Annotated in this window: 12 protein-coding genes; 3 read left to right on the forward strand and 9 right to left on the reverse strand. The window is 62.1% G+C overall.

Annotated elements, in window-relative coordinates:
- Positions 1-26: 26 nt before the first annotated feature.
- The 4 genes from rmuC to udp all read right to left on the reverse strand — a co-directional run bounded on the left by rmuC (position 27) and on the right by udp (position 3998).
- A complete protein-coding gene (gene rmuC, locus ACMGF7_RS06705; protein ID WP_049241614.1) occupies positions 27-1574 on the reverse strand; it encodes a DNA recombination protein RmuC in 1548 nt (515 codons plus the stop codon).
- Positions 1575-1714: 140 nt separating this feature from the next.
- A complete protein-coding gene (locus ACMGF7_RS06710; protein WP_004934438.1) occupies positions 1715-2245 on the reverse strand; it encodes a DedA family protein in 531 nt (176 codons plus the stop codon).
- A 79-nt stretch (positions 2246-2324) separates the two neighbouring features.
- The gene (locus tag ACMGF7_RS06715; protein ID WP_004934435.1) at positions 2325-3107 is read right to left on the reverse strand and encodes a tyrosine-protein phosphatase; all 783 of its coding nucleotides are present in this window, start codon (positions 3105-3107) and stop codon (positions 2325-2327) included.
- Between the two features lie 129 nt (positions 3108-3236).
- Positions 3237-3998, reverse strand: coding sequence for a uridine phosphorylase (gene udp, locus ACMGF7_RS06720; protein WP_004934432.1), 762 nt, complete (start codon positions 3996-3998; stop codon positions 3237-3239).
- Between the two features lie 487 nt (positions 3999-4485).
- On the opposite strand from udp, the gene ACMGF7_RS06725 reads away from it, so the two are divergent.
- Positions 4486-5313, forward strand: a complete 828-nt coding sequence (locus ACMGF7_RS06725) for a dienelactone hydrolase family protein (protein ID WP_004934429.1) — start codon at positions 4486-4488, stop codon at positions 5311-5313.
- An 86-nt stretch (positions 5314-5399) separates the two neighbouring features.
- On the opposite strand, the gene metE is transcribed toward ACMGF7_RS06725, so the two are convergent.
- Positions 5400-7688 carry a 5-methyltetrahydropteroyltriglutamate--homocysteine S-methyltransferase gene (metE, locus tag ACMGF7_RS06730; protein WP_164095918.1) on the reverse strand — a complete coding sequence of 763 codons (2289 nt, stop codon included), beginning with the start codon at positions 7686-7688 and terminating at the stop codon, positions 5400-5402.
- A gap of 90 nt (positions 7689-7778) precedes the next feature.
- Here metE and metR point away from each other — a divergent pair, with 90 nt between their 5' ends.
- The gene (metR, locus tag ACMGF7_RS06735) at positions 7779-8723 is read left to right on the forward strand and encodes an HTH-type transcriptional regulator MetR (RefSeq protein WP_015376299.1); all 945 of its coding nucleotides are present in this window, start codon (positions 7779-7781) and stop codon (positions 8721-8723) included.
- A gap of 16 nt (positions 8724-8739) precedes the next feature.
- On the opposite strand, the gene ACMGF7_RS06740 is transcribed toward metR, so the two are convergent.
- Entirely contained in the window at positions 8740-9600 is an 861-nt protein-coding gene (locus ACMGF7_RS06740; protein WP_004934420.1) for a carboxylate/amino acid/amine transporter, read from the reverse strand.
- A gap of 151 nt (positions 9601-9751) precedes the next feature.
- On the opposite strand from ACMGF7_RS06740, the gene ACMGF7_RS06745 reads away from it, so the two are divergent.
- Positions 9752-10081 carry a hypothetical protein gene (locus ACMGF7_RS06745; protein WP_016929457.1) on the forward strand — a complete coding sequence of 110 codons (330 nt, stop codon included), beginning with the start codon at positions 9752-9754 and terminating at the stop codon, positions 10079-10081.
- Here the strand turns inward: ACMGF7_RS06745 and ACMGF7_RS06750 are convergent.
- From ACMGF7_RS06750 to ACMGF7_RS06760, 3 genes are read right to left on the reverse strand one after another with little or no spacing between them, the layout of a single operon-like run.
- The gene (locus tag ACMGF7_RS06750) at positions 10062-11018 is read right to left on the reverse strand and encodes an AEC family transporter (RefSeq protein WP_197763968.1); all 957 of its coding nucleotides are present in this window, start codon (positions 11016-11018) and stop codon (positions 10062-10064) included. The two genes, ACMGF7_RS06745 and ACMGF7_RS06750, sit on opposite strands and share 20 nt — an antisense overlap.
- 60 nt (positions 11019-11078) lie before the next feature.
- The gene (gene ugpQ / locus ACMGF7_RS06755; protein WP_004934408.1) at positions 11079-11816 is read right to left on the reverse strand and encodes a glycerophosphodiester phosphodiesterase; all 738 of its coding nucleotides are present in this window, start codon (positions 11814-11816) and stop codon (positions 11079-11081) included.
- A complete protein-coding gene (locus ACMGF7_RS06760; RefSeq protein WP_015376294.1) occupies positions 11816-12886 on the reverse strand; it encodes a sn-glycerol-3-phosphate import ATP-binding protein UgpC in 1071 nt (356 codons plus the stop codon). Before ACMGF7_RS06760 ends, ugpQ begins: the two co-directional genes overlap by 1 nt.
- Positions 12887-12890 lie beyond the last annotated feature (4 nt).

Genomic DNA, 12890 nt, shown 5'->3' on the forward strand with positions numbered 1-12890 from the left:
GGTGAATACCCCACCTCGCCACGGCCTCAGCCGTGCGAAACGAAGCCCGGTTCCCCGGCGGTATCGTCATCGTCGTTCGTCTGCGGCAGCGCGGCGACATCATCGTCGTTCGCCTCTTCCGCTTCATCGTGTTGCGCGCCGGCTTGCTGCGCCAGCAGCGGGTTTATCGGCCGTTTGACCTCAACCCCCAACGCGCGGAAACCTTCAATTTGGCCGATAAGATTACCACGGCCTTCGCTCAGTTTGTTCATCGCCTGACGATAACTGCCCTGCGCCTTGTCCAGGCTCTGCCCCAGAGCGGACATATCGTCCACGAACAGCCGCATCTTGTCATACAGTTTCGCCGCGCGATCGGCGATGCGCTGGGCGTTCTGGCTCTGATGCTCATAGCGCCACAGGTTGGTGATGGTACGCAGCGCCACCAGCAACGTGGTCGGGCTGACCAGCATGATGTTGTGCTTAAGCGCTTCGCTGATCAGCTCCGGCTCGCGATCGATAGCCAGCAGGAAGGCGGGCTCGACCGGAATGAACATCAGCACATAATCCAGCGAACGCAGCCCCGGCAGCTGCTGATAGTCCTTGCGGCCCAGCATGCGGATGTGGCCGCGCAGCGAGGCGATATGTTCGCTCAGCGCCGCTTCGCGCTCCGCCTCATCCTCGCCGTTGAAATAGCGCTCGTAGGCGATCAGCGACATCTTGGCGTCAATCACCACATCCTTACCCTGCGGCAGGCGCACGATCACATCGGGCTGCATGCGGCTCTGATGATCCACCCGCACGTTGACCTGCGTTTCATACTCATGCCCTTCGCGCAGGCCGGAAGCCTCCAGCACCCGGCTCAGCACCACCTCGCCCCAGTTGCCCTGCGTTTTGTTGTCGCCTTTCAGCGCCTTGGTGAGGTTGATCGCCTCGCGCGCCATCTGCGCGTTCAACTGCTGCAGATTGCGTATCTCGTGCGTCAGCGTATGGCGCTCCCGCGCCTCCTGGCCAAAGCTGTCCTGCACCTGCCGGCGGAAACCGTCCAGCTGTTCGCGCAGCGGCAGCAGTAAACGATCCAAACTTTGCTTATTTTGCTCGTCAACCTTGCGGCCGCTGTGTTCAAAAATGCGGTTGGCGAGATTTTCAAACTGGGTGGTGAGCCGCTGTTCGCTGTTGATAAGCAGGCGCTGCTTCTCCTCCGCCGCCATACGCGTCTCTTCCAGACGGATGGTGACTTCGCGCAGTTCGGCTTCCTGCGCGCTGTTAACCTCGCGCTGGGCGCGCAGCTCCTGATTGAGCAGCTCGCATTCGTTGCGCCAATGGTTGAGCTGTTGCAGCTTCTCATGTCCGGCCGCCAGTTGGCTGTGCAGATTGCGCAGCTCCAGCTCGCTCTGGCGCAACTGCTGCTCGTGGCGCTGCAGCGTTTCCTGTCGCGCCGCCGTTTCCTGCTGCGCCTGCTGCAACGCTTGCTCCAGCAACCGCAGCTCGGTTTCATGTTGCGCATGCGTCTGCTGCACCCGCAGACTGGCGATCAGCCACCCCAACAGCATGCCGATCGCTACGCCGCCAATCCCATAAATCAGACTGGTATCCACCCTGCCTCCTGTTGCACCTTGCCGTTGCGGCGTTTTGCACGCCCATTGCCCGTCACGTTAAGGGGAGGCTGTATGGATGTCCAGCCTGATTTTGCCGGCCGCGCACAATATTGCGCGGCGCTGCGCAATTTAGCGAGAAATCAACCCAGCCACTGGCTGAGCCACTTGATGCCGAACGCCCCCGGCGCCAGAATGCCGAACGCCCAGATCATCGCCGACGTGACGTTGGCCAGTTGGAAATAGCGCTGCGGCATGCCGCAAATGCCGCCCACCAACGGCACCACGGCGCGCAGCGGGCCGAAGAAGCGGCCGATGAAAATGCCCAGCACGCCCCAGCGTTCAAAGAAGGCGTGGCCGCGCGCCAGCAGCTGCGGATTGCGCGACAGCGGCCACATATGGGCCACGCGATCCTGATAGTGATAGCCGATCCAGTAAGAGAGCCAGTCGCCGAAAAACGCCCCGGCGGCGGCGGCGGCCCAAATCGGCCAAAAGGCGATGCCGCTTTCGCCGATCAGCGCGCCCAGCGCCAGCAGGATCACCGTGGCCGGCAGCAGCAGCGACAAAAACGCCAGCGACTCGCCGAACGCCAGGAAGAAGATGATGGGAATGGCCCAGCCTTCGTGCTGACGCACGACGTCGCTGACCCAGTTGATAACGTCATTGAGGCTCAATACGGGGCTCCTGATACGCGATGGTTCGCCGCCTAGGATAAGCTGGGGCGAGTTAAACCCCGGTTAAACACGCGGCGATTTACTCGAGGTAGAACGCCTGCAGCGCTTCGCGCTGGGCCGCGCCCAGACCGTATTCCGCTTCCAGCCAGCGGTCGGTGGAGCCGTATTGTTGGCGGATGCAGCCCAGCGCCGTCATCAGGAACTCCTCGCGCGCGCTGAGCACGTAGGCGAATTGCTCCAGCGCCGCCGCATTCAGCTTGATAGAGAGCTGATCCAGCATCTGCTCGCGGAAAGTGGCCAGCGTGGTTTCAGTCAGCAGATAGTCTTCCAGCACCGTCGCTTCGTCGGCACCCAGCGCGAACAGCACCAGCGCCGAGCCGACCCCGGTGCGATCCTTGCCGACTGCGCAGTGCTGCACGATTGCGCCGCCGCCGGGGTTGCTCAGCAGCTGCGCCAACCGCTGATAGGCTGCATTGCCGAACGGCAGGCGACGATACAGTTCCAGCATGAACGCGCGGGCGTCGAAAGCGGCCAGCGTTTCGTTGGTGAGCTTCTCCAGGTTGGCGTTGACTTCGCTGCTCAGCGGGTTGGCCGGCACGTGATGATAGTCGGCGCCATTCCACAGAATATCCGGTTTGGCCTGCACTTCGTCGGCATCGCGGTAGTCCAGCACCGAACGCACCGGCACGCCGGCGAGAAAGGCGCAGTCGTTTTCCGTCAGCCGCTCGAGGGAACCGGAGCGAAACAGCAGGCCGCGCTTGATGCGGCGCCCGTCGGCCACGCCGTTGCCGCCGAAGTCACGGAAGTTAATGCCGCCGTCGAGCGGCGCAAGCGAAGGATGAAGCAGGATCTGGGCGGTCATAAACGTCCTCGTTGTTATTGTTCTGACAACGCGCGGCGGCCATCGGCGCAGCGCTGAGGAGTATCACCGTAACAGATTAGTCGCGAATGGAAAAACGGGCCGCGGCGGCGGCCCGTTGAGGGAAGGCGATTACAGCAGACGGCGGGCAGCGTCCACCACGATCTGCACCGCTTTGCTTTCGGTGTTTTTCATGGTCTCGGCGTTCGGGATCTCTTGCTGGGTGCGGTTGACGATCACCCCAGCCACCATGCCGGCACGCAGGCCCTGGCTGGCGCACATGGTCAGCAGCGTGGCGGACTCCATTTCATAGTTCATCACGCCCATCGCCTGCCACTCTTCCATCGAGCCTTTAAAACGGCTGACCACGCGGCCGGAGTAGGTGTCGTAACGTTCCTGGCCCGGGTAGAAAGTATCGGAAGAGGCGGTTACGCCAATGTGGGTGGTCGCGCCGCTGGCTTTGGCCGCTTCCACCAGCGCGGTGGTGCAGGCGAAGTCCGCAACCGCCGGGAACTCCATCGGCGCAAAGTGCAGGCTGGCGCCGTCGAGGCGTACCGCCGCCGTAGTCACCAGCACGTCACCGACGTTGATATTGGCCTGAATGGCGCCGGTGGTGCCGATGCGCAGGAAGGTGCGAATGCCCAGCTGCGCCAGCTCTTCCACCGCGATAGAGGTAGACGGGCCGCCAATACCGGTGGAGCAGACGATCACCGCCTTGCCGTCCAGCTCTGCGCGCCAGGTGGTGAATTCACGATGGGAGGCCAGATGCACCGGATTTTCCATCAGCTTGGCAATCTTCTCTACGCGCTGCGGATCGCCCGGCACGATGGCAAGCTGGGCCCCTTGTAAATCGTTCTTGGTGAGGCCGAGATGAAAAACGTCAGACTGAGACATACGAGACTCCTCATGGATCATGTTTATTGGGAGGAACAAAAAAGCACTCTACTGAAAATCGCCGCTTAATTTCGTGACAACGGTCACTATGAAAAGAGAAACAAATTACATGCTACATATTTTTTGTGATTTTTATCACAAAAAAACACTATAACGCATCCAGAACGCAACGCTAAACCTCAGTCTAGCCGACAAACCTTGCAGCTCCCTGCCCGTTGGTTGCCGGCTGAAACTATTTAGCTCATCAATCCGAAATAACTCCATCTTATCGGTTGCTTAGGGGCAAAAAAGCCCTCTAACGCACCTTATGGCACTTACGCGGGCCAAAACGCGTAATAACATGATAAAAAGCGCTTAAAAATGCCGCAAAGCCAGATAATTAGCCGTTTTTTATCGACTTGTCCGAAAGTGCGCCACGCAGCGCCAATAATGGGTAATCTTTCCTATAGTTAATCTCAGCGCTTTTTTCTATTGCACGGAGACCGCAATGAAAACCGAACATGTGATGACATTAGAACAGGCTCAGGGGGGATTCGCCCCGGCCGCCGCGCCGTTGGCCGCCTCCGCGATTATCACCGACGAACAGGGCATTCATGCCGGGCAAACGACCATCCCTTCTCAGGGCGACGCGCTGCCGGCCTACGTCGCCAAACCCGCCGATCAGAGCGGCCCCTTCCCCATCGTGCTGGTGGTGCAGGAAATCTTCGGCGTCCATGAGCACATTCAGGATCTGTGCCGTCGCCTGGCCAAGCAGGGCTATCTGGCGATCGCGCCTGAGCTCTATTTTCGCCAGGGCGATGCCAACGACTACAGCGATATCGGCGAGCTGTTCCAGCAGTTGGTGACCAGGGTGCCGGATCGTCAGGTGCTGTCGGATCTGGATCACGCCGCGCACTGGGCTATCCGCCACGGCGGCGACGCCGGCAAGCTGGCGATCACCGGCTTCTGCTGGGGCGGCCGCATTACCTGGCTGTACGCGGCGCACAACCCGCAGTTGAAGGCCGCGGTCGCCTGGTACGGCAAACTGGTCGGTGAGAAAACGCTGAATTCACCGAAGCATCCGGTCGATGTCGCCACCCACCTGTCGGCGCCGGTACTGGGGCTGTATGGCGGGCAGGACAGCGGCATTCCGCTGGAGACGGTGGAAACCATGCGCCAGGCGATACGCGCCGCCAACGCCGAGGCCGAAATCGTGGTGTACCCCGAGGTCGGGCATGCGTTCAACGCCGATTATCGTCCCAGTTACAACGCCGAAGCGGCGCAAGACGGCTGGCAACGTATGCTGGCGTGGTTCGCCCAGCACGGCGTCAAGTAACCTCCCTCGCATAAAAAAGGGCGCCGAAGCGCCCAATCATCACACCAGTCAATCTGTAAGCGGCGGAGCTCATCCGCCGCACGCCATCACGCCTGCTCGCGCAGGCGCTGCGCCGCCAATACCATGTTGGCCAGCGACTGCCGGGTTTCCGGCCAGCCGCGGGTTTTCAGGCCGCAGTCCGGGTTAACCCACAGGCGTTCCGCCGGGATGTTCTGCGCCGCTTTACGCAGCAGCGCTTCGATCCATTCCACGCTCGGCACGTTCGGCGAGTGGATATCGTAGACGCCCGGCCCGATTTCGTTCGGGTATTCGAACTCTTTGAAGGCTTCCAGCAGATCCATATCGGAACGCGAGGTCTCGATGGTGATCACGTCGGCGTCCAGCGCGGCGATGGAGTCCATGATGTCGTTGAACTCGCAGTAACACATGTGGGTGTGGATCTGGGTGTCATCCTGCGCCACGGCGGCGTTCAGTTTGAAGGCGTCCACCGCCCAGTTCAGGTAGGCGGCCCAGTCGGATTGGCGCAGCGGCAGCCCCTCGCGCAGGGCGGGTTCGTCGATCTGAATGATGCCGATACCGGCTTTTTCCAGATCTTCCACCTCGTCGCGCAGCGCCAGCGCAATCTGCTTGGCAATCACTTCGCGGGTCACGTCTTCACGCGGGAACGACCAGCACAGGATGGTCACCGGCCCGGTCAACATGCCTTTCACCGGCTTGTCGGTCAACGACTGGGCGAATTTGGCCCATTCGACGGTAATGGCTTCCGGGCGGCTGACGTCACCGATGATCACCGGCGGCTTCACGCAGCGGGAGCCGTAGCTCTGCACCCAGCCGTTCTGGGTAAACACGAAGCCGTCGAGGTTCTCGCCGAAATATTCCACCATGTCGTTGCGCTCGGCTTCACCGTGCACCAGCACGTCCAGCCCGAGGCGCTCCTGCTCAACGATCGCCTGTTTGATGTGCTCTCCAATGCTGGTGCGGTAGTTGTTGCCGTCCAAACGGCCCTGTTTGAAATCCAGGCGCAGGCCGCGGATCTCGGTGGTTTGCGGGAACGAACCGATGGTGGTGGTCGGCCAGGCCGGCAGGTTGAAACGTTCGCGCTGCGCCCTGGCGCGCTCGGCGTAAGCGCTGTGGCGCTCGCTGTCCTGCGCAGTGATCGCGGCCAGACGGCGCTCAACCTGCGCATTGTGTACACGGCTCGACTGACGGCGGGCGCGGATCGGTGCGCTGTAGGCGTCCAGTTCGGCTTGCTTCGCCGCGTCAGGCGCGTTCAGCGCCGCAGCCAGCAGCGCCAACTCGGCGCATTTTTGTAGAGCGAAGGCGAACCAGCTTTTCACTTCTTCATCCAGACGGCTTTCCACGCTCAGGTCGATCGGGCTGTGCAGCAGTGAACAGGAGGAGCCAATCCACAACGGGCGGGTGCCCACCAGCGGCTGAAGACGTTCGAACCAGCGGCTCAGATCGGCGCGCCAAACGTTGCGGCCGTTGATCACGCCCAGCGACAGCAGCCAGTCTTGCGGCAATGCGGCGCTCAGCGCGGCGATATCGTCGTGACCGGCGACCAGATCGACGTGCAGCCCCTGCACCGGCAGCGTGCGAACCGTATCGAGGTTGTGGCCGACGCTGTCGAAATACGTGGTCAACAACAGCTTAACCTGCCCCTGCAGCGCGTCGTAAGCTGGTTTAAAGGCGTCCAGCCAGGCCTGCGGCAGCTCCAGCACCAGCGCAGGCTCGTCAATTTGCACCCACTCGACGCCGCGTTTCGCCAGCTCGGCCAGCACCTGCTGGTAAACCGGCAGAATGTCTTTCAGCAGCGACAGGCGATCGAACGGCTCGCCCTTCACTTTACCCAGCCACAGATAGGTCACCGGGCCCAGCAGCACCGGTTTGATGCGGTGACCAAGCGCCAGCGCTTCGTCCACTTCATCCAGCAGTTGGGTCCAGCCCAGCTTGAACTGCTGGCCTTGTTGGAACTCGGGCACCATGTAGTGGTAGTTGGTGTTGAACCATTTGGTCATTTCTGCCGCGGCCGCCGGCTCGCCGGTCGGTGCGCGGCCACGGCCGATGCGGAACAGCGTGTCCAGATCGATCGAGCCATCCGCATTCTGATGGCGCGCCGGCACGTTACCCAGCAGCAGGCTGGTGGTCAACACATGATCGTACCAGGCGAAATCGCCGACCGGCACCAAATCCACCCCGGCCTGCTGTTGCTGTTGCCAATGGCGAGCGCGCAGCTCGCGGCCAACCGCCAACAGCTCTTCCTGCGTTGAGTTGCCAGCCCAGTAGCTTTCCTGAGCTTTTTTCAGCTCACGTCGTAGCCCAACGCGAGGAAAACCCAGTGTGTGATTCAAAATTGCCATCGTCATATTCCCCATTTAGCCGTCCAGATGTTTACACATCCATAATCAGCAGGTACTGTATTAACCACAAGCGCAATTTATTCACTGTCAATGTGAAGGACTCTCATGATCGAACTGAAACATTTACGGACGCTGCAGGCCCTGCGCAGCAGCGGTTCGCTGGCGGGGGCGGCGGCCCAACTTCATCAGACGCAGTCTGCCCTGTCGCACCAGTTCAGCGATCTTGAGCAACGTCTGGGCTTCAAGCTGTTCGTGCGCAAGAGCCAGCCGCTGCGCTTCACCGCCCAGGGCGAGATCTTGCTGCAGCTGGCGGAACAGGTGCTGCCGCAAATCTCACAGGCGCTGCAGGCCTGCCACGAGCCGCACCAGACCACGCTGCGCATCGCCATCGAATGCCACAGCTGCATTCAGTGGCTGACGCCGGCGCTGGACAATTTCCGCCAGCGTTTCCCGCAGGTGGTGATGGACTTCACCTCCGGCGTGACTTTCGATCCGCAGCCGGCCCTGCAACAGGGCGAGCTGGATCTGGTGATGACGTCGGATATTCTGCCGCGCAGCGGCCTGCACTATTCGCCGATGTTCGATTTCGAGGTGCGTCTGGTGCTGGCGCCGGATCATCCGCTGGCCGGCAAGCCGCACATCGAGCCGGCAGACTTGAGCGATGAAACGCTGTTGATTTACCCGGTGCAGCGCCAGCGGCTGGATATCTGGCGGCATTTCCTGCAGCCGGCGGGCGTCAACCCGGCGTTGAAGAACGTCGATAACACGCTGCTGCTGATCCAGATGGTCTCGGCGCGGATGGGGATTGCGGCGCTGCCGCACTGGGTGGTGGAGAGTTTCGAACGGCAGGGGCTGGTGGTGACCAAAACCCTGGGTGACGGTCTGTGGAGCCGCCTGTACGCCGCCGTGCGCGACGGCGAACAGCGCCAGGCGGTGACCGAAGCCTTTATCCGCTCGGCCCGCCAGCACGCCTGCGATCATCTGCCGTTCGTGCGCGACGCGGCACGCCCCGGCGCGACCGGCGCCAAAGCGTTGGCGGCCGGCGTATAAACTGTCGCCCTCCCGTTTAGCCGAGCTGTTTCGGCGCCACCCAGCGGCGGTGCACCCACAGCGAAGCGACGATCACCGCCCCGCCGATGATAAAGCTCGGCCAGTGCGGCTGTTGCTGCCAGATGGCCAGGTTGACCAGCAAGCCGGCCGGCACATGCATGTTGTTCATGATGCCGAGTGTGCCGGCATCCACCTGCGTCGCGCCGTAGTTCCACATGAAATAGCCCAGCCCCGACGCCACCACGCCCAGCCAGATCAGCACGCCCCACTGCAGATTGGTCGTCGGCAGCTGCTGCGGATTGCCCCACAGGAACCAGGCCACCACCGCCACCGCCGCCGCCCCCAGGTAGAACCAGGAAAAAGCGGTGTGTTGCGGCAAGGGGTGCACTTCCATCAGGCGCTTATAGCCGACCATGCCGATGGCGAAGCTGATGTTCGCCGCCTGCACCAACAGCAGCCCCCACCAGAAGTGTTCGCTCAGTTGGTGATAGCGAATGATCGCCGCGCCCAGCACCGCCAGCAGCGCGCTGAACACATAGCCCCAGCGTAAACGTCGGCCGCTCAGTAAGTCGTAGATCAGCGTGATGTACAGCGGCGTCAACACGGTGAACAGCAGGAATTCGGGTACCGTCAGGTAGAGATAGGCGCGGAAGCTGAACAGATACATGATGCCCAGCTGGAAGGCGCCCACCAGCATATACAGCAGGATCACCCTGGGCTTGATATTGCGCCAACGCAGGAACGGCAGGAACACCAGCGCCGCCAGCCCGATGCGCACCAGCGCCGAAAACCCGCTGTCGACCTGACCCGCCAAATACTCGCCGATCAGGCTGAAAGAAAACGCCCACAGAATGGTGGTTATAACCAAAAGCAGCACGATGGGTTCACCCTAAAAAGACCGAAAGGGCGATTGTAACGGAAGATGGGCACCGCGTTGGCGAAAAGGCGGTTTACATTTGAACAAAATACAAACTACCAGCAAAATTTCACCGCTGGGTTAGGCTTAATAAAAAAGCGAGGTAACCATCATGAAAACGTCTCACATCCTGTTCGCTCTGCTGTTGCTGCCCGGCCTGGCTGCAGCGGCCAACGGCGTAACCGATCTGCGTTCACAGCAGCAGCTTCTCAACCAAAACAGCCAACAGGCGCAGCAACAGCGCTTGTTGAACAACCGGCAGATGGATCAACGCCGCCTGCAACAGCAGCGCCAGTTCGACAATCAACGGCAACAGCTGTTGCAAACCACGCCGAACGGCGGCCAGCTGCTGCCTAACGGCAACCAGCCGCGCGATCCGTTCAACCGCACCGCGCCGGCGGTGCCGCAGGCCCCGCTGCCGGCTACGCCCGCACGCCCATAACGGTGAGGATCAGCGGCGTGGTGATCGCCGCCAGCACGGTGGACATCACCAGGCTGGTGGCGGCCGGGCCGGTGAGCGTATTGAACTGGCGCGACATCAGGTAGACATTCACCCCCACCGCCATTGAGCCCAGCAGCACCACCACGCGGGTCTCCATCGGCGGCAGATCCATCATCCAGGCCAGCAGCCAAATCACCAACGGCTGTACCAGCAACTTCAGCACGCAGATGGCGCTGCTCAGTTGCCAGCCTTCGCTGATGCGGTACTCGGCGAGCCCCATGCCAAGCACCACCAGCGACAGCGGCGCCGCCACCTGGCCGAGCATGCTGACCGGCCGATCGACGAAGTCCGGCAGCGGCAGGCCGGTCAGGCTAAACAGCGTGCCGGACAAAATGCCGACGATCAGCGGGTTGGTCAGCACGCTGCGCGCGGTTTTAGCAAAGCCCCCCAGCGTCGGCGAGCCGTTGCGCGCCCATTCGATCGACACCGTGACCAGCGTCCACAGGATCAGGCCGTTGAACACCAGCACCAGCGCCACCGACGGGATCGCCGCCTCCCCCAGCATCACGCTGGCGATCGGTAAACCGAGCATCACGTTATTGGAGAAAATACCACCCAGCGCAAACACCGACCCGGCGACGCCATCCAGCCGGAAAAGGTGCCGGGCGACGAGACGGCCGAGCACGAACACGATCAGGCAACTGCCGAAGAACGCGATCAGCAGCCGGGCGTCGACCGCCGGGCGCTGCGAGAAGTCGCACATCATGCGAAACAGCATGGCGGGCAAGGCGAGGGAAAACACAAAGCGCGTCAGGCCATCGGTGATGCTGGAGGGCCATTTCCCCCAGCGAATCAGCCCATAACCCAACGCGATCAGGACGAACAGCGGTAATGACAGCACCATCTGGTGCCACAGTGACAGGATAAAGCCAGGCATCGCATTCCTTCCGGTGGTGCGGCGGCAAGGCTTGTCGTCGCAGGATTCATCGGCGCCGGATTAGAACTCCGAGCCAATCAAATCTATCCGGTCGGTGCAAATGCAGTCAACGCCCCAGTCGAGCAGCAGGCGCGCGCGATCCGGCTGGTTAACGGTATACACCAGAATGCGCAGACCGGCGTCTTTCAACGCTTTCACCCGCTCGGCAGTCAGCGCCTTGTGGTCGATATGCAGCGAGACGCAGTCCAGACGTTCGGTCAGCTCGCGCCAGTTGTCGTCCCAGTCCTCCAGCAGCAAACCGCGCGGCAAATCCGGCACGGTGCGTTGCGCCGCCGCCAGCGCTTCCACCGAGAAGGAGGAGAGCAGCGGGTCGGTCTGCCCTTGCCACAGCAGCCGCGCCGCCAGCGCCACCACCCGGCCAGTTTCATCGTCGCTGCCGGTGGTCGGTTTGATCTCGATATTGGCCATCAGGCCGTGTTCCCGGCAGCGTTCCGCCACCTCCGACAGCAGCGGCAGCCGCTCGCCCTTGAAGGCCGAGCTGTACCAGTTGCCGGCGTCCAGCTGCACCAGTTTGTCCCACGGCAGCTCACCCGCCACGCCCCAACCGTTGCTGGTGCGATCCAGCGTGTCGTCGTGCAGCAGGAAAATTTGCCCGTCCTGCGCCAGCTTGGCGTCGAACTCGATCATCTTGTGGCCGTGGCGCGCGCCGACGTCGATCGCCGCCAGGGTGTTTTCCGGCGCCAGAGAACCGCCGCCGCGGTGGGCGACAATATGAGGGTAAGGCCAGGGTCTCGTCATCAATCCATCCGTAATCCGCTGTGGGTGTCAAAAAAGTGCAGCGCCTGAGCAGGCAGCTGCAAATATAGCGTACTGCCCGCCGTCGGCAAGGTTTCATGCGACAGCCGCGCTATCACTCCGTGGCCGCCCCACTGGCCGTGCGCCAAATTGTCGGCCCCCAGCAGTTCCAGCGTCTGCAGCTGCAGCGGCACGCCCTGGCCTTGCGCCACCAGTTGAATATGCTCCGGCCGAATGCCCAGCGTCAACGGCCGCCCCGCCCACTGCGGCTTGGCCGCCGGCAACGGCAGCGCCATGCCGTCCGCCAGCAGCAGCTGGCTACCGTCGGCGCTCAGGGTGCCGGGCAGCAAATTCATCGCCGGCGAGCCGATAAAGCCGGCGACGAACAGCGAAGCCGGCCGTTGGTATACTTCGCTCGGCGTGCCGATCTGCTCCGCCACGCCCTTATTCATCACGATCACCCTCTGCGCCAGCGTCATCGCCTCCACCTGATCGTGGGTCACGTACAGGCTGGTGGTTTTCAGGCGTCGGTGCAGCTGTTGCAGCTCCAGGCGCATCTGCACCCGCAGCTTGGCGTCCAGGTTGGACAGCGGCTCATCGAACAGGAACACCGCCGGTTCGCGCACGATGGCGCGCCCCATCGCCACCCGCTGGCGCTGGCCGCCGGAAAGTTCGCGCGGTTTGCGCTTGAGCAGCGGCTCCAGCTCCAGGATGCGCGCCGCTTCCTCCACCCGCTGGCGGATATGCTCCTTGCCGAAACCGCGGATCTTGAGGCCGTAAGCCATGTTGTCGTACACGCTCATGTGCGGATAGAGCGCGTAGTTCTGGAACACCATCGCGATGCCGCGATCCTTGGGCTCCAGATCGGTCACGCGCCGGGTATCGATATAAATATCGCCGCTGGTGGTGCGCTCCAGCCCGGCCACCATCCGCAGCAGCGTGGATTTGCCGCAGCCGGACGGGCCGACCATCACGATGAATTCGCCGTCCGCCACGTCGAGGTCTATCTGTTTGATCACCGGCGTTTTACCGTCGTAAGACTTGGTGACCGCCTGTAGTTTTAATCCTGCCATCGTC

Origin of the sequence: Serratia sp. BNK-17, assembly GCF_048684935.1 — a bacterium.
Lineage (GTDB): Bacteria > Pseudomonadota > Gammaproteobacteria > Enterobacterales > Enterobacteriaceae > Serratia > Serratia nematodiphila.

Coding starts and splice junctions, on each gene's coding strand:
- ACMGF7_RS06715 (WP_004934435.1), bottom strand. CDS start 3,107: ATGACCGCCCAGATCCTGCTTCATCCTTCGCTTGCGCCGCTCGACGGC.
- udp (WP_004934432.1), bottom strand. CDS start 3,998: ATGTCTCAGTCTGACGTTTTTCATCTCGGCCTCACCAAGAACGATTTA.
- ACMGF7_RS06725 (WP_004934429.1), top strand. CDS start 4,486: ATGAAAACCGAACATGTGATGACATTAGAACAGGCTCAGGGGGGATTC.
- metE (WP_164095918.1), bottom strand. CDS start 7,688: ATGGGGAATATGACGATGGCAATTTTGAATCACACACTGGGTTTTCCT.
- metR (WP_015376299.1), top strand. CDS start 7,779: ATGATCGAACTGAAACATTTACGGACGCTGCAGGCCCTGCGCAGCAGC.
- ACMGF7_RS06745 (WP_016929457.1), top strand. CDS start 9,752: ATGAAAACGTCTCACATCCTGTTCGCTCTGCTGTTGCTGCCCGGCCTG.
- ACMGF7_RS06750 (WP_197763968.1), bottom strand. CDS start 11,018: ATGCCTGGCTTTATCCTGTCACTGTGGCACCAGATGGTGCTGTCATTA.
- ugpQ (WP_004934408.1), bottom strand. CDS start 11,816: ATGACGAGACCCTGGCCTTACCCTCATATTGTCGCCCACCGCGGCGGC.
- ACMGF7_RS06760 (WP_015376294.1), bottom strand. CDS start 12,886: ATGGCAGGATTAAAACTACAGGCGGTCACCAAGTCTTACGACGGTAAA.